The organism is Pseudacidovorax sp. NFM-22, from assembly GCF_021401245.1.
Classification (GTDB): Bacteria; Pseudomonadota; Gammaproteobacteria; order Burkholderiales; family Burkholderiaceae_C; genus Xenophilus.
In genome coordinates this window covers 326,420-341,902 of record NZ_JACBFY010000006.1, presented here as the reverse complement: position 1 = coordinate 341,902, position 15,483 = coordinate 326,420, and the positions used below count along the sequence as shown (strand labels likewise).

Genomic DNA, 15,483 nt, shown 5'->3' with positions numbered 1-15,483 from the left:
CCCGCATCAGCCCAGCACGCGCCGCACCCATTGCCCATAGCGGCGCACCTCGCGCGCGAGCGCGGCCTTCTCCGCGTCGGGCGCGGCCTGAAGGGCCATGGTGAACGCACCCAGCTGGAAGGCCGCATACAGCGGCAGGTACAGCGCCAGCAGTGTCGATTGCACGGCCATCCCGGCCGCCCGCAATCGCCCCATCAGCCAGTGCCGCTCACCGGCATCTAGCCCGAACTCCACCGTGGCACCGGCCACGTCCCACTCCAGCGGCTGGCTGCCCACCAGGTCATGGGCCACGGCATGGTCCACCGCATCGGTCTTGCGCAGCGTGCGGCCGTCCCACAGCCATTCCCACGCATGCAGCCGGTTGTCGGTGAGCACGCGGCGCAACGGCATCGCCAGGGCGGCGGTCGGCAGTGCGCCGCGCCAGGCCTGCCAGGCGCGCGCGCCCTCGTCGCCCAGGCCCTTGGCGATGTTGTGGCCCGCCATGTCGAGCAGCACCTCGCGCGTGGCGCCGGCTGTGGCAGGTGCCGGCAGCCGTGTGCCGCGGAAGGCCAGGTACTCGGCCAGCCGCTCCAGCAGCAGGCCGCGGGTGGGCTGCTGCGCCGCCGGCCACAGCGGCAGCGGCGGTGCATGGGCCAGCCAGCGCTCGGCCGTGAAGCCATGCCACAAGCCTTGCACCGGCGGGCAGAAGCCATGCCGGGCCAGCAGGTGCCGCCGCGCGCAGGCCAGGCGGCTGCCACGGCCCAGGCCCGCAAAGCGCAGCAGCCAGTCGCCACCGTCAGCCGGCAGCAGGAACTTGAGCCGCTCCATGTGCACCTGCGCGGGCAGCGCCTCGGCCCCCTCGCCGTGCCAGGCCCGCCAGGCGCCGCCCGACAGGTCGATCATGTCGCCCTTCACCCCCTCCAGCCCCTTCACGCCCTGCAGTGGGTCGCGCACCCAGTCCAGCACACGGTGCGGCGGCATGGCGGCGGCGCCGGCCACGTCGTCGAAGCCCAGGTAGTGCACCGGCTGCTCGCGCCAGAGCTGGCGTGCCGGCGGGCTTGCCGCCGGACCCGGGCCATGGCCGTGAGAAGGAAAGAGATGCACCCGCGGCGGCGGCACGCCCGCGCGCCGCAGCGCCTCCACGCCGGCCAGGAAGCTGCTGCCCGACAGGCCCGGCCCCTCGTCGACCAGGGCGGCATCGGGGGCCCAGCCGGCCGGCGGCAAGGCACCGGCCTGGCGGTCGAACGGATGGCCCTGCGGCCGCAGTGTCTCGAAGCCCGGCGCACGCAGGCCGGCCGCCACCATGGCAGCGAGGCTGGTGCCGATGCTGCGCAGCCCCACCACGCGCGTGCGCTCGCCCGAGAGCGCGCCGGACTCGCGCACCTGCAGCGCCGCCATGCCGTGGCCCTCGGGGTAGAGCCCATAGAAGGCATAGCCCTCGCAGCGGTGCACGGTGATCCAGGCCGGCAGCGGCTGGCGGGCGCAGTCGCGCACGGCGTCCTCCACCGCGTCCTCATGGGCCAGCGCAAAGCCGTAGCACCAGCTGTGCAGACAGCAGCGCGCCAGGGCCAGCGTGAGCTGGGTGGCGCTGGCCACGCCCGGAGGCATGCCATGGGACATCGCCTCGTCGCCCACCGCATCGGCCACGCCCTGCAGCAGCTCACCGGCCTCGATCAGCGCCTCCACCAGCCGCGCATGCCGCACGATGCCCGGCGGCAATGCGCGTGCACGGCGCAGGCCGATGCACACGCGCGCCAGCTTGGCCCCGGAACGCTCCTTCCGCCGCCCGTCGCCGTAGACGATCATGGCCGGGCCGGGCGCCTCACCGGTCGGGGGCGCCGCGCGTCGCGGCGTCGGCCGTGCCGGTGCCCGTGCCGCCCATCAGGTGCGCATAGGCGATGCGCTGGCACTGCGCCATGGTGGGCACCGCGAAGGGCTCGGGCGCGACGTCGCGATGGCGTTCCATCCACGCGATCCAGCAGCCCAGTTGCGCGGGCGATGGCGAGACCACCGCGCGCCGCGACTTCATGTCCGCCAGCGCCTGCAGCGGCGGCATGCCACGCGCCACCAGCACGCACAGCGCCAGCGTGGCCGAACGGCCGATGCCCCACTGGCAGTGGATCAACAGGCGCTCGCCCGCATCGAGGCTGGCCTGGGCGAAGCGGATGCCGTGGTCCAGGTGCGCATCGCCCACGCTGCACATGTCGGGCGTGGGCAGGTGCAGCAGCCGCACGCCGTGCCGCGTGAGTGCTTCCTCGTCATCGCGGTCTTCCTCGCGCAGGTCGATCACGGCACGCACGCCATGGGTGCTCGCGAGCTCGGAATAGAAGCCGACCGGGACGTGGCCGCCCACGGCCAGTTGGGGCGTGATCCAGTCGAAATGAGGAGAAGGGCGCAGCGAATCCATGGCGCCGATCTTGGCGGGCGGGCCCATGCATGCGCAAGCACTGGCGACCCACAAGGTGGTCAGCTTTGTCCCACATGCGCGCCGCAGCCCCGTCCTAGCGTGGCCGGCGTACCGCCTTGCGGTGCAGCTTCTTCTCACCTCACCACACGCACAACAACATGAACATCACGGTCCTGGGAACGGGCTATGTGGGACTGGTCACTGCCACCTGCCTGGCCGAAGCCGGGCACCAGTTGCTGTGCTTCGACGTCGATGCCGGCAAGATCGAACGCCTCTCGCGCGGCGAGCCCTGCATCCACGAGAAGGGCCTGCCCGAGATGCTGGCGCGCAACCTGGCCGGTGGCCGGCTGCGCTTCACGCAGGACGAGGCCGAGGCGGTGCACCATGGCGACGTCGTCTTCATCGCGGTGGGCACGCCGCCCGACGAGAGCGGCGCCGCCGACCTGCAGTACGTGCTGGCCGCGGCCCGCGCCATCGGCCGGCACATGCGCAGCTGGAAGGTGGTGGTGCAGAAGTCCACCGTGCCGGTGGGCACCGCCCAGCGCGTGCGCGCCGCCGTGCTGGAGCAGCTGGAGGCCCGGCGCGAGAAGGGCGACGCGGCCGCGGGCAGCGCCATCGACCATGTGCCCTTTGCCATGGTGGCCAACCCCGAGTTCCTCAAGGAGGGCACGGCGGTGGACGACTTCATGCGGCCCGACCGCATCGTCATCGGCGTGGAGCCAGGCACGGCGGGCGAACGGGCCCTCGCCGCGATGCGCGAGATGTACGCGCCCTTCAACCGCCAGCGCGAGCGCATCCTGCCCATGGACCTGCGCGCGGCCGAGTTCACCAAGTACGCGGCCAACGCCATGCTGGCCACGCGCATCAGCTTCATGAACGAGCTGGCCAACCTGGCCGAGCGCGTGGGCGTGGACATCGAGCAGGTGCGCCGCGGCATCGGCGCCGATCCGCGCATCGGCTATGCCTTCCTCTACCCCGGCCTCGGCTATGGCGGCAGCTGCTTTCCTAAGGACGTGCGGGCGCTGCTGCGCACCGCCGCCGACCACGGCCAGCGCCTACGCATCCTCGAGGCCGTGGGCCAGGTCAACGAGGCGCAGAAGCAGATCCTGGTGGCCAAGGTGCTGCAGCGCTTCGGCCCCGACCTCACGGGCCGCAGCTTCGCGGTGTGGGGCCTCTCCTTCAAGCCCAACACCGACGACATGCGCGAGGCGCCCAGCCGCTGCGTGATCGTCGCGCTGCTGGCCCGCGGCGCCCGCGTGGTGGCCTACGACCCCGTGGCCACCGAGCAGGCCCGCCGCGCCATCGCCGAGGACCTGGCCGACCGGCCCGAGCTGCTGGCGCAGCTGCACTTCGCCGACGACCCGATGCAGGCGGCCAGCGGTGCCGATGCGCTGCTGGTGCTGACCGAATGGCGCATCTTCCGCAGCCTGAGCCTGAGCGCGCTCAAGGCCGCGCTGCGCCAGCCGCTGATCTTCGACGGCCGCAACCTGTACGAGCCCTCCATCCGCAGCGAAGGCTTCGACTACCTGGCCATCGGCCGCTGACCCGCCCGGCTCCACGCCACCTTCCATCGCCCCTCCTCCATGCCGCTGCCCGACGCCACGCCCTCGCGACCCGATCCGTCCCTTCGCATCCTCGTGACCGGCGGCGCCGGCTTCCTCGGCAGCCACCTGTGCGAGCGGCTGCTGCGCCAGGGCCACCGCGTGGTCTGCGCCGACGACTTCAGCACCGGCCGCCGCGCCAACATCGCGTGGGCGCTCGCACATCCGCGCTTCGAGCTCATGCAGCACGACGTGCGCGAGCCACTGCAGCTGGAGGTGGACCGCATCTTCAACCTGGCCTGTCCCGCCTCGCCGCCCGCCTACCAGGAGGACCCGGTGCGCACGCTGGAGACCAGCGTGCTGGGCGCGCGCCACCTGCTGGCCCTGGCCGGCCGCCAGGGCGCCCGCATCCTGCAGGCCTCCACCAGCGAGGTGTACGGCGATCCACAGGTGCATCCGCAGCCCGAGGCCTACTGGGGCCACGTCAATCCCATCGGCCCGCGCAGCTGCTACGACGAGGGCAAGCGCGCGGCCGAGACGCTGTTCATGGACCACCACCGCCATCGCGGCGTGGACGTGCGGATCGCCCGCATCTTCAACACCTACGGCCCGCGCATGCAGCCGGACGACGGGCGCGTCGTGTCCAACTTCATCGTGCAGGCCCTGCGCGGCGAGCCGATCACGCTGCATGGCGACGGCTCGCAGACGCGCAGCTTCTGCTACGTGGACGATCTGGTGGAAGGCCTGATGCGGCTGATGGACTGCGACGACTGCGGACCTGCGCCGGTCAACCTGGGCAACCCCGGCGAGTTCCGCGTGCGCGACCTGGCACTGCAGGTGCTGCAGCTCACGGGCTCGCACTCGCCGCTGGTGGAACGGCCCCTGCCCGTGGACGACCCGCTGCAGCGCAAGCCCGACATCGCCCGCGCGCAGGAGCTGCTGGGCTGGCAGCCGCAGGTGGCGCTGGCCGAAGGCCTGCAGCGCACCATCGGCCACTTCGCCCAGCGCCTGGGCCGCCCCGCGCCGGCCGGGGCGGCGTCCGATGCGCGAACCCTTCAGGCCGAGCCGGCGAGCCGCAGCGCGGGCGCGACGGCGCTCGGCCCGCTGCCCGCCATGCGCATGCCGGGCGCATAGCGCTTGACCATCCGGGCGCAGAACTCGGCGTACTCGCCCGCCTCCAGCGGCGGGCTGCTGTGGTGCGGCGCCACGCCGCGGTGCTCGGGCGTGAAGCAGAAGGTGATCGTCAGCTCGAACTCCTCCAGCGCCCGCATCTGCCGGTCGAACCAGGCATCGGCCCCGGGCCGGAAGCTGTCGGCCCAGCTCAGGCCCGTGCGCAGCCGCCGCACGCCCAGGCGGCGCAGCCAGCGCACCGCATCGTCCAGCCGGTGGTCCTCGAAGTGGAACCACTGGCAGATGCCGAACTCGGGCGTGTAGGCCGGAAAGATCGCGGCCGAGGGCTTGGGACTGCCGTCCTCGCGCAGCAGGCCCATGTGGAAGTGGCGGTAGTAGCTGGAGCCTTCCGCCTCGCGGTGGCGCGTGGTGGCGGGCCAGGCCCTGGGCAGGTCGTAGAGCGAATACCAGAAGATGCGCGGGCTGCGGCCCGCCAGCAGCTGCGCCGTGCGCGCCAGGCCGAAGGCCTGCACCTCTTCCGCGCCGAAGCTGGAGACGCCCACCTCGGTCACCCACACCGGCAGCGGCACCACGGCCTGGATCTCGGCCAGGCGCTCGGGCCAGGCATCCAGCGGCCAGTGGTTCCAGTCCAGCGGAAAGCCGTGCACGGCCACCGCGTCCAGGTCTTCCATCGTGCCCATGCCCACCAGGTGCGACATGAAGCCGGGGTCGATGGGCGAGATGCCGCCCAGCACGCGCGTGAGGGCCGGGTTCTCGGCCCGCACCGCGGGCGCGGCGGCGCGCACCATGGCCGAGAAGGCCCGCCACTGCGGGTCCAGCTCCAGGTCCCAGTGCGACTTGTTGTTGGGCTCGTTCCAGAACTTGACGGCTTCGATCACGGCTGCACGCCCTCCGGCTGGGCCGCGGGCGCCGCGGCATCGTCGGTGGCGAGGGCCGGCACATCGCCGCGCGCCGCGCCGCATCCGGCCGCCTGCCCGCGGATGAAGGCCTCGACCAGCTCGTGCGCCTCGTCGTCGGTGAACTGCTGCGGCGGCGACTTCATGAAGCAGGCCGCCGGCGCGATGAGCGCGCCGCCGATGCCACGGTCCAGCGCCAGGCGCGCGCAGCGCACGGCGTCGATCACCACACCGGCCGAGTTGGGCGAGTCCCACACCTCCAGCTTGACCTCGCAGGTCAGCGGCACGTTGCCGAAGGCCGTGCCCTCCATGCGGATGTGGCACCACTTGCGGTCTTCCAGCCAGGGCACATGGTCGCTGGGGCCCACATGCACGTTGCGGCCTTCCATGGGATTGCCCAGCTGGCTGGTCACCGCGCGGGTCTTGGAGATCTTCTTGGACACCAGCCGCTCGCGCTCGAGCATGTTGAGGAAGTCGGCATTGCCGCCGAAGTTCAGCTGGTAGGTGCGGTCCAGCCGCACGCCGCGCTTGCGGAACAGGTCGGTGAGCACGCGGTGCACGATGGTCGCGCCCACCTGCGACTTGATGTCGTCGCCGATGAGCGGCAGGCCCTTGGCCGCGAAGCGGGCCTGCCACAGCGGGTCGGAGGCCAGGAACACCGGCACGCAGTTGACGAAGGCACAGCCCGCATCCAGCGCCTGCTGGGCATACCAGCGCGTGGCCTGTTCCGATCCTACCGGCAGGTAGGAAACGACGACCTGCGTGCGCGTGTCGCGCAGCACCTGGGCCACGTCGGCCGGCTGGCCCGGGGCCACCGGCACCTCGTCGGCCAGGTAGGCGCCGATGCCGTCGGCCACCGGGCCGCGGTGCACGGGCACGCCCAGCCACGGCAGCTCGGCGAAGCGGATCGTGTTGTTGGGTGGCGCGGCCAGGGCCTCCGACAGGTCCAGCCCCACCTTGTGGGCGCTGACGTCGAAGGCCGCGCTGAATTCGATGTCCTGCGCCCGCCAGCCGCCCAGCACCGGATGCATGAGGCCGGGCACGAAGCCCGCGGGCTCGATGCCGCCATAGAACTGCACGCCCTGCACCAGCGACGAGGCGCAGTTGCCCGCGCCGACGATGGCGACGCGGATCTTCGAGTTGGGGTCCATTTGCGATGTGCCTGGTTGGTTGTGCGCGCTGCGCAATGCAAGCCGTCAGGGCGCGCACGGCGACCTGGGCTCGCGGCCAGATTAGCGCCGGCTTCTACCTGGCTGCGCGGGCTGCGGGGCGGTCCAGCGTCCCACCTACGGCACCCCGGAAGTTGGCCGACAAGGCCGCGCGCGCCCCCCGCTCCACGCTGGCTTTCGCAGTGGGGGCACGCACCCGGCCCGCCTGCCGCGGCGCCCTTCGGCGCCGTCGCCGTTTCCAGCGGGGCAAGACGACGAGAAAGGCCTTCATGCCCAAGAACGTGCTGATCACCGGCGGCGCCGGTTTCATCGGTTCCCACCTCGCGGACGAGCTGCTCGCCCGCGGCCACCATGTGCGGGTGCTCGACAGCCTCGTGCCGCAGGTGCATGGCGACGGCGGGGGACGGCCCGAGTACCTGGACGCCGCGGTGGAGCTGAGGGTGGGCGACGTGACCGACCCGCAGGCCGTGCGCGCGGCGCTGCAGGGCATCGACACCGTCTACCACTTCGCCGCCGCGGTGGGCGTGGGCCAGAGCATGTACGAGATCGCGCACTACACGCGCACCAACAACCTGGGCACCGCGGTGCTGCTGGAGGCGCTGATCGAGAAGCCGGTGGAGCAGCTCATCGTGGCCTCCAGCATGAGCCTGTACGGCGAAGGCCTGTACCGCGATGCCGACGGCCAGGTGCGCGACATGGGCGAGCGGCCCTTGGCGCAGTTGCGTGCCGGCCAGTGGGAGTGGCAGGACGCGCAGGGTCGCGCCCTGGTGCCGGCCCCCACGCCCGAGAGCAAGGCGCCGGCCCTGGCCTCGGTCTATGCGCTGTCCAAGTACGACCAGGAGCGGCTGTGCCTGATGACCGGCCGCGCCTACGGCTTCAAGACCGTGGCGCTGCGCTTCTTCAATGCCTACGGGCCGCGGCAGGCGCTCTCCAATCCCTACACCGGCGTGCTGGCCATCTTCGCGGCGCGGCTGCTCAACGGCAATGCGCCGCAGATCTTCGAGGACGGGCTGCAGCAACGCGACTTCGTGAGCGTGTACGACATCGCACGCGGCTGCCGCCTGGCGATGGAGAGCGAGGCCGCCGCCGGCGAGGTGTTCAACCTCGGCAGCGGCGTGCCCTACACCGTGCGCGAGGTGGCCGAGCGCGTGGCCCGCGCCGTGGGCCGCGAGGACATCGCGCCCGAGATCACCGGCAAGTACCGCACCGGCGACATCCGCCACTGCTATGCCGACATCGACAAGGCCAGGCGGGTGCTGGGCTATGCACCGCAGGTCGACCTGAGCGGCGGCCTGACCGAGCTGGCCGCCTGGCTCGAAGGCCAGGCCGCCATCGACCGCGTGTCGCAGGCCAGCGCCGAGCTGGCGCGCCGGGGGCTGGCGCTGTGAGCGGCGCCATGACGGCGGCAGAAGCCACGCGCGACGCGCACGGCAGCGAGGGCCTGACCCTGATCACCGGCGGCGCCGGCTTCGTCGGCAGCAACCTGGCGCACCGCCTGCTGTCGGCGGGCGAGCGGGTGCTGGTGCTCGACAACCTTTCGCGCGCCGGCGTGGCCGACAACCTCGAATGGCTGCGCACGCAGCACGGCGCGCGCCTGTCGGTGATGACCGGAGACGTGCGCGACGCCGCGGCCGTGCGCGAGGCCGTGGCGCAGGCGCGGCGCGTCTTCCACTTCGCGGCGCAGGTGGCCGTGACCACCAGCCTGGACGATCCGCGCACCGACTTCGAGGTCAACGCGCTGGGCACGCTCAACGTGCTGGAGGCCGCGCGCCGACAGGCGGTGCCGCCCAGCGTGCTCATCACCTCCACCAACAAAGTCTACGGCGCGCTCGACGACGTGCCGCTGCAGCTGGGCGACGAGGGCTACGCGCCGCAGGACGCGCAGCTGGCCGCCCATGGCATCGGCGAGGACCGGCCGCTGGACTTCCACAGCCCCTATGGCTGCTCCAAGGGCGCGGCCGACCAGTACGTGCGCGACTACGCGCGCAGCTTCGGCCTGCCCACGGTGGTGCTGCGCATGAGCTGCATCTACGGCCAGCGGCAGTTCGGCACCGAGGACCAGGGCTGGGTCGCGCACTTCCTGCTGCGGGCGCTGCAGGGCGAGCCCCTGACGCTGTACGGCGATGGCCAGCAGGTGCGCGACGTGCTGCATGTGGACGACCTGCTCGACGCCATGCTGCGGCTGGACGCGCGCATGGACACGCTGCGCGGCCAGGTGTTCAACGTGGGCGGCGGGCCGGCCAACACCGTGAGCCTGCGGCGCATGGTGGCGCTGATCGAGGCCATGCAGGGGGCGCCGATGCGACTGGGCTACGACGGCTGGCGCACCGGCGACCAGCGCTACTACGTGAGCGACACCCGCGCCCTCCAGGCCGCCACCGGCTGGCTGCCGCGCGTGGGCGTGGCCGAAGGGCTGCATCGCCTGCGGGACTGGCTGCACGAGCGGCTGGGCCAGACCGCCGCCCGCTCGGCGGCCGAGGCCGGCGCCGGCGTGGCGCAGGCCGTCCAGGTGCCCGCACCGCTGCAGGGCAAGGAGGCCGCATGAACGACGCCGCCGCATTCGAGGTCGACCGCACCGCCGCGGGGGCCGGGGCCGCGCCGAGCATGCAGGCCGCCGTGCTCGCCGAGCCGGGCCGCTTCGCCGTCGCGCAGGTGGCGCGTCCCCGGCCCGGCCCGGGCCAGGTGCTGCTGCGCCTGGAAGGCTGCGGCGTCTGCGCCTCCAGCCTGCCGGTGTGGGAAGGCCGGCCCTGGTTCGACTATCCGCTGCCGCCGGGCGCGCCGGGCCACGAGGCCTGGGGCCGCATCGAGGCCGTGGGGGCGGGCGTGGAAGGGCTGCGGCCCGGGCAGCGCGTCGCCGCGCTGAGTTACGCCGGCCATGCCGAATTCGATGTCGCCGACGCCGCCGCGGTGCTGCCACTGCCGCCCTCGCTGGAGGGCCTGCCCTTCCCGGGCGAGCCGCTGGCCTGCGCCGCCAACATCCTGGAACGCAGCGACATCCGCGCGGGCCAGACGGTGGCCATCGTGGGCATCGGCTTTCTGGGCGCGGTGCTCACGCGCCTGGCCAGCCAGGCCGGCGCGCGGGTGATCGCGCTCTCGCGCCGGGCCTATGCGCGCCAGATGGCGCTGCGCTTCGGGGCCGAGGAGGCCCTGGACGTGGCCGACCTGCAGGCCGCCACCGCCGCCGTGGCCGAGCTGACCGGCGGCCGGCTGTGCGAGCGGGTGATCGAGGCGGCGGGCCTGCAGTCCACGCTCGACCTGGCCAGCGCCCTCGCGGCCGAAGGCGGCCGGCTGGTGATCGCCGGCTACCACCAGGACGGCCTGCGCCAGGTCAACCTGCAGCAATGGAACTGGCGCGGCCTGGACGTGGTGAACGCGCACGAGCGCCAGCCCGCGCGCTACATCGACGGCATGCGCCGCGCCATCGCCTGGGTGCAGGAAGGCCGGCTGGACCCGCGCGAGTTCTTCACCCACCAGCTGCCGATGTCGCGGCTGGACGAGGCCCTGACCCTCACCCGGGAGCGGCCCGACGGCTTCCTCAAGGCGCTGGTGGTGCCGGAGGGCATCGCGTGAACGCGCGGATGACGAACGGCGCGCAGGCGGCAGGCGCGCCCTGGCTTCGACAAGCTCAGCCCGAACGGGCAGGGGGTCATCACGACCCTGACTCCGTTCGCCCTGGGCCCGAACGGGTAGGGGGCCACCAAGACCCTGCCTCCGTCCGCCCTGGACCCGAACGGGAAGGGGGTCGCCAAGACCCTGGCTCCGTTCGCCCTGGGCCCGAACGGGAAGGGGGTCACCAAGACCCTGACCCCGTTCGCCCTGAGCTTGTCGAAGGGCAGAACGGCGCGCAGGCGGCGCTCAGGCCCGCCCAGCTCGGCTTTCTCGGCGTGGGCTGGATCGGCCGCCACCGCATGCAGGCCCTGCTGCAGGACGGCGCCGCCCAGGCGCTGCTGTTGTGCGACAGCGACCCCGCCAGCCTCAATGCCGCGGCGGCGCTGGCCCCGGCGGCCCGCACCCTGCCCGGCGCCCTCGACCTGCCGGCCGGGCTGCCGCTCGACGGCCTGGTCATCGCCACGCCCAGCGCCCTGCATGCCGCCCAGGCCCGCGCGGCGCTGGAGGCCGGCCTCGCCGTCTTCTGCCAGAAGCCCCTGGCCCGCACCGCCGCGGAAACGCGCGCCGTCATCGAGGCCGCGCAGCGCGCCGACCGGCGGCTGGGCGTGGACCTGTGCTACCGCCACACCGCCGCCGCGCGGGCCGTGGCCGCGCAGGTGCGCAGCGGCGAGCTGGGCGAGGTCTATGCCATCGACCTGGTCTTCCACAACGCCTATGGGCCCGACAAGGCCTGGTTCCGCGACCCGGCGCTCGCGGGCGGCGGCTGCCTGATCGACCTGGGCACGCACCTGGTGGACCTGGCGTTGTGGGTCATGGACTTTCCCGTGGCCGACGAAGCCTCGGCGCGGCTGTACGCGCAGGGCCGACGCCTGGGCCCCGCGCCCGACGAGGTCGAGGACCATGCCCTGGCCCAGTTCACCCTGGCGCCGGGCACCAGCGTGCGGCTGGCCTGTTCCTGGAACCTTTCGGCCGGGCGCGACGCGGTGATCGAGGCCCACTTCCACGGCACCCGCGGCAGCGCGCGCATGACCAACGTGGACGGCTCCTTCTACGACTTCGTGGCCGAGCGCTGCCACGGCACCCGCGCCGAGCGCCTGGCCGGCCCGCCCGACGACTGGGGCGGCCGCGCCGCGGTGCAATGGGCCCGCGCCGTGGCGACAGGCGGGCGCTTCGACGCCGAGGCCTGGCAGGCCCTGCGCGTGGCCGAACTGCTGGACCAGCTCTATGGACGTGCCTGAGGCGCGGCCCCTGCGCGTGCTGATGACCACCGACACCGTCGGCGGCGTGTGGCAGCACAGCATCGAACTGGCACGCGCTCTCGCGGGCTGGGGCCACCGCGTGGTGCTGGCCGCACTGGGGCCACCGCCCACGCAGCGCCAGCGCGCCGAAGCCGGCGCCGTGCGCGGGCTGACCTTGCAGGTGCACGAGGGCACGCTGGAGTGGATGCACGAACCCTGGGACGAGGTGCGCCGCGCCGGCGAATGGCTGCTGGCCCTGGCCGGCCGGTTGCGGCCGGACGTGGTGCACCTGAACCAGTTCGCCTTCGGCGCCCTGCCCTTCGACGCGCCCACGCTGGTGGTGGCCCATTCCTGCGTGCTGTCGTGGTGGCAGGCCGTGCATGGCGAAGCGGCGCCCGCCCAGTGGGACCGCTACCGCGCCGCCGTGCGCGCGGGCCTGGAAGGCGCCAGCGCCATCGCGGCCCCCACGCAGGCCATGCTGGCCGCCGTGGCACGGCACCACGGCGTGCACCGCGCCGGCCATGTGCTGCCCAATGGCCGCAACCCGCGCCGCTTCGTCGCCGGCACCAAGCGGCCGCTGGTGCTCAGTGCCGGCCGGCTGTGGGATCCGGCCAAGAACCTGGAGACGCTGCGCCGCGCTGCCTCTGCGCTGCCCGCGGGCTGGGAAGTGCGCGTGGCCGGCCCCACCCGCGGACCCGACGGCCAGGCCGTCGACACCCATCCGCTCTGCGCGCTCGGCCCGCTGCCCCCCAGCAGCATGGCGCGCGCCTATGCCGCCGCCGCCGTCTACTGCCTGCCGGCCCGCTACGAGCCTTTCGGCCAGACCGTGCTGGAGGCGGCCCTCAGCGGCTGCGCGCTGGTGCTGGGCGACATCGACAGCCTGCGCGAAACCTGGGAAGGCGCCGCCATCTTCGTGCCGCCCGGCGACGCAGCCGCGCTGGGCGACGCCCTGGTGCGCCTGCTGGCCGACGAGCCGCGGCGGCGCGAACTGGCGGACGCCGCCCGCGAGCGGGCGCTGCAGTTCACGCCCGCACGCATGGCCGGCGCCTATCTCGGCCTGTACCAGGCGCTGAGGCAGGCGCCCGATCGCCATCCGCCTGCCACACCGCCTGCCGCCGGCCCGGCCTCCGGCGCCCCGGGCGCGCAGCGTGCGGCCCAGCCCTTCATCTGACGGAGCCCCGAACCCGATGCACATCGTCCTCTTCTGCCATTCGCTGGTCTCCTGCTGGAACCATGGCAACGCCCACTTCCTGCGCGGTGTCTGCCAGGAGCTGCTGCTGCGCGGCCACAGCCTGCGCGTGTACGAGCCGCAGGACAGCTGGAGCCGCACCCAGATGGTGGCCGAGCAGGGCCCCTCGGCCCTCGAAGGCTTCCGTCAGGCCTATCCGCGCCTGCGCAGCCATCTCTACGAGCCCGCCAGCCTGGACCTGGACCGCGCCCTCGCCGGCGCCGACCTGGTGCTGGTGCACGAATGGAGCGACCCGGCCCTGGTCAAGCGCATCGGCCGCCACCGGCGCGACCACCGCTACCGCCTGTTCTTCCACGACACGCACCACAGGAGCAGGACCGACCCGAAGGCCATGAGCGCCTACGCGCTGGAGGACTACGACGGCGTGCTGGCCTTCGGCGAAGTGATCCGCGAGCTCTACCTGGCCCAGGGCTGGGCCCACCGCGCCTGGACCTGGCACGAGGCGGCCGATGCGCGGCGCTTCCATCCGGTGGCCAACCTGCCGCGGGCCGGCGACCTGATCTGGATCGGCAACTGGGGCGACGAGGAGCGCACCGCCGAGCTGGAGGAGTTCCTGCTCAAGCCCGTGGCCGACCTGCACCTGTCGGCCCGCGTGCATGGCGTGCGCTATCCGCCCGAGGCCCTGGGCCGCCTGCGCGCCTGCGGCATCGACTACCGCGGCTGGCTGCCCAACCATGCGGTGCCCCGCGCCTTCGCCCGCTTCGGCTGCACGGTGCACGTGCCGCGGCGGCCCTATGCGCAACAGCTGCCGGGCATTCCCACCATCCGCATGTTCGAGGCGCTGGCCTGTGGCATCCCGCTGGTCACCGCGCCCTGGAACGACAGCGAGCACCTGTTCCACCCCGGCAGCGACTACCTCGTCGCCCGCGACGGCGACGAGATGCGCCAGCACCTGCGGGCGCTGAAGAACGACCCCGCCATGGCCCGCGAGATGGCCGCCCGTGGCCGCGCCACCGTGCTGGCCCGCCACACCTGCGCTCACCGCGTGGACCAGCTGCTGGCCATCCACCGGGCGCTCTCCTCGTCCGCCCCTGCCACCACCGTCACCCACACCCGGAGCCCTGCATGACCCGTCCGCTGGACATCGCCTTCTTCGGCTCGAGCCTGGTCTCGGCCTACTGGAACGGTGCCGCCACCTACTACCGCGGCATGCTGCGCGCCCTGGCCGCGCGCGGCCACCGCGTGCGCTTCTACGAACCCGATGCCTATGGCCGCCAGCAGCACCGCGACATCCCGGACCCACCCTGGGCCCGCGTGACGGTCTATCCCGGCGACGACGCCGCCGCCGCGCTGCGCTGCGTGGAAGAGGCCCGCGGCGCGGACCTGATCGTCAAGGCCAGCGGCGTGGGCGTGTTCGATTCGCTGCTGGAGTCCGCCGTGCTGGCCCTGCGCGCGCCCACCGCCCAGGTGGTGTTCTGGGACGTGGACGCGCCCGCCACCCTGGCGCGCATGCAGGCCGATGCGACCGACCCGCTGCGCGCGCTGGTGCCCGACTTCGACCTGGTGCTGACCTACGGCGGGGGCGAGCCGGTGGTGGCGGCCTACCTCGAACTGGGCGCCCGCGGCTGCGTGCCCGTCTACAACGCGCTGGACCCGGAGACGCATTTCCCGGTCGCGGCCGATCCGCGCTTCGAGGCCGACCTGGGCTTCCTGGGCAACCGCCTGCCCGACCGCGAGGCCCGGGTGGAGGCCTTCTTCCTCAATGCCGCCGGGCGCCTGCCACACCGCGCCTTCCTGCTGGGCGGCAGCGGCTGGCAGGACCGCGCCCTGCCCGCCAACGTGCGGCACCTGGGCCATGTCTACACGGCCGACCACAACGCCTTCAACTGCAGCACGCGGGCCGTGCTCAACATCAGCCGCGAGAGCATGGCGCGCTGCGGCTTCTCGCCGGCCACCCGGGTGTTCGAGGCGGCGGGCGCGGCCGCCTGCCTGATCACCGACGCCTGGCCCGGCATCGAGCACTTCCTGGAGCCGGACACCGAGGTGCTGGTGGCCGAGGACGGGGCCGCCGTCGCCGCCCACCTGGACGCGCTGGACCCGGCCCGCGCCCGCGCCATCGGCCAGGCCGCCCTGCGGCGCGTGCTGGCCCACCACACCTATGCGCACCGGGCCGCGCAGGTGGAGGCGCTGTTCGAGGGCGCCGATGTGGCGCCCGGCGTGCGGGAGGCGGTATGAACGCAGGCGCAGCACCCCACTCCGTTCGCCCTGCGCCTGTCGAAGGGCAGGACGGCGCGCGGGCGACGGAGGGGCCCCGGCTTCGACAG

13 protein-coding genes are annotated in these 15,483 nt (G+C 73.4%); 9 read left to right on the top strand and 4 right to left on the bottom strand.

Translation table 11 applies throughout. The features are described 5' to 3' along the window. Window positions 1-6: 6 nt before the first annotated feature. Window positions 7-1,785, bottom strand: a complete 1,779-nt coding sequence (locus L0984_RS21940) for a hypothetical protein (protein ID WP_234196404.1) — start codon at window positions 1,783-1,785, stop codon at window positions 7-9. Between the two features lie 16 nt (window positions 1,786-1,801). Beyond that, a complete protein-coding gene (locus L0984_RS21935; protein WP_234196402.1) occupies window positions 1,802-2,386 on the bottom strand; it encodes a protein-tyrosine phosphatase family protein in 585 nt (194 codons plus the stop codon). 158 nt (window positions 2,387-2,544) lie between these two features. Here L0984_RS21935 and L0984_RS21930 point away from each other — a divergent pair, with 158 nt between their 5' ends. Then, window positions 2,545-3,930 carry a UDP-glucose dehydrogenase family protein gene (locus L0984_RS21930; RefSeq protein WP_234196400.1) on the top strand — a complete coding sequence of 462 codons (1,386 nt, stop codon included), beginning with the start codon at window positions 2,545-2,547 and terminating at the stop codon, window positions 3,928-3,930. Window positions 3,931-3,969: 39 nt separating this feature from the next. Next, window positions 3,970-5,061, top strand: a complete 1,092-nt coding sequence (locus L0984_RS21925; protein ID WP_234196398.1) for a UDP-glucuronic acid decarboxylase family protein — start codon at window positions 3,970-3,972, stop codon at window positions 5,059-5,061. On the opposite strand, the gene L0984_RS21920 is transcribed toward L0984_RS21925, so the two are convergent. Together L0984_RS21920 and L0984_RS21915 are read right to left on the bottom strand one after the other, a co-directional pair. Beyond that, a complete protein-coding gene (locus tag L0984_RS21920) occupies window positions 4,983-5,936 on the bottom strand; it encodes a beta-xylosidase (RefSeq protein WP_234196397.1) in 954 nt (317 codons plus the stop codon). The genes L0984_RS21925 and L0984_RS21920 overlap by 79 nt on opposite strands. Then, window positions 5,933-7,105: an inositol-3-phosphate synthase gene (locus tag L0984_RS21915; protein ID WP_234196395.1), complete on the bottom strand. Its 1,173-nt coding sequence runs from the start codon at window positions 7,103-7,105 to the stop codon at window positions 5,933-5,935. The genes L0984_RS21920 and L0984_RS21915 overlap by 4 nt, the downstream gene beginning before the upstream one ends. Before the next feature lie 287 nt (window positions 7,106-7,392). Here L0984_RS21915 and L0984_RS21910 point away from each other — a divergent pair, with 287 nt between their 5' ends. From L0984_RS21910 to L0984_RS21880, 7 genes are read left to right on the top strand one after another with little or no spacing between them, the layout of a single operon-like run. Next, window positions 7,393-8,511, top strand: a complete 1,119-nt coding sequence (locus L0984_RS21910; RefSeq protein WP_234196393.1) for an NAD-dependent epimerase/dehydratase family protein — start codon at window positions 7,393-7,395, stop codon at window positions 8,509-8,511. Window positions 8,512-8,519: 8 nt separating this feature from the next. Then, a complete protein-coding gene (locus L0984_RS21905; protein ID WP_234196391.1) occupies window positions 8,520-9,668 on the top strand; it encodes an NAD-dependent epimerase/dehydratase family protein in 1,149 nt (382 codons plus the stop codon). Beyond that, window positions 9,665-10,693 carry an MDR/zinc-dependent alcohol dehydrogenase-like family protein gene (locus L0984_RS21900; RefSeq protein WP_234196389.1) on the top strand — a complete coding sequence of 343 codons (1,029 nt, stop codon included), beginning with the start codon at window positions 9,665-9,667 and terminating at the stop codon, window positions 10,691-10,693. The genes L0984_RS21905 and L0984_RS21900 overlap by 4 nt, the downstream gene beginning before the upstream one ends. 8 nt (window positions 10,694-10,701) lie before the next feature. Beyond that, window positions 10,702-11,970: a Gfo/Idh/MocA family protein gene (locus L0984_RS21895; RefSeq protein ID WP_305079921.1), complete on the top strand. Its 1,269-nt coding sequence runs from the start codon at window positions 10,702-10,704 to the stop codon at window positions 11,968-11,970. Then, entirely contained in the window at window positions 11,957-13,141 is a 1,185-nt protein-coding gene (locus tag L0984_RS21890) for a glycosyltransferase family 4 protein (RefSeq protein WP_234196386.1), read from the top strand. Before L0984_RS21895 ends, L0984_RS21890 begins: the two co-directional genes overlap by 14 nt. 16 nt (window positions 13,142-13,157) lie before the next feature. After that, window positions 13,158-14,288 (top strand): CgeB family protein, encoded by a 1,131-nt coding sequence (locus tag L0984_RS21885; protein WP_234196384.1) that lies wholly within the window; start codon window positions 13,158-13,160, stop codon window positions 14,286-14,288. Further along, window positions 14,285-15,394, top strand: coding sequence for a CgeB family protein (locus tag L0984_RS21880; protein ID WP_234196382.1), 1,110 nt, complete (start codon window positions 14,285-14,287; stop codon window positions 15,392-15,394). The genes L0984_RS21885 and L0984_RS21880 overlap by 4 nt, the downstream gene beginning before the upstream one ends. The last annotated feature ends 89 nt before the right edge of the window (window positions 15,395-15,483 follow it).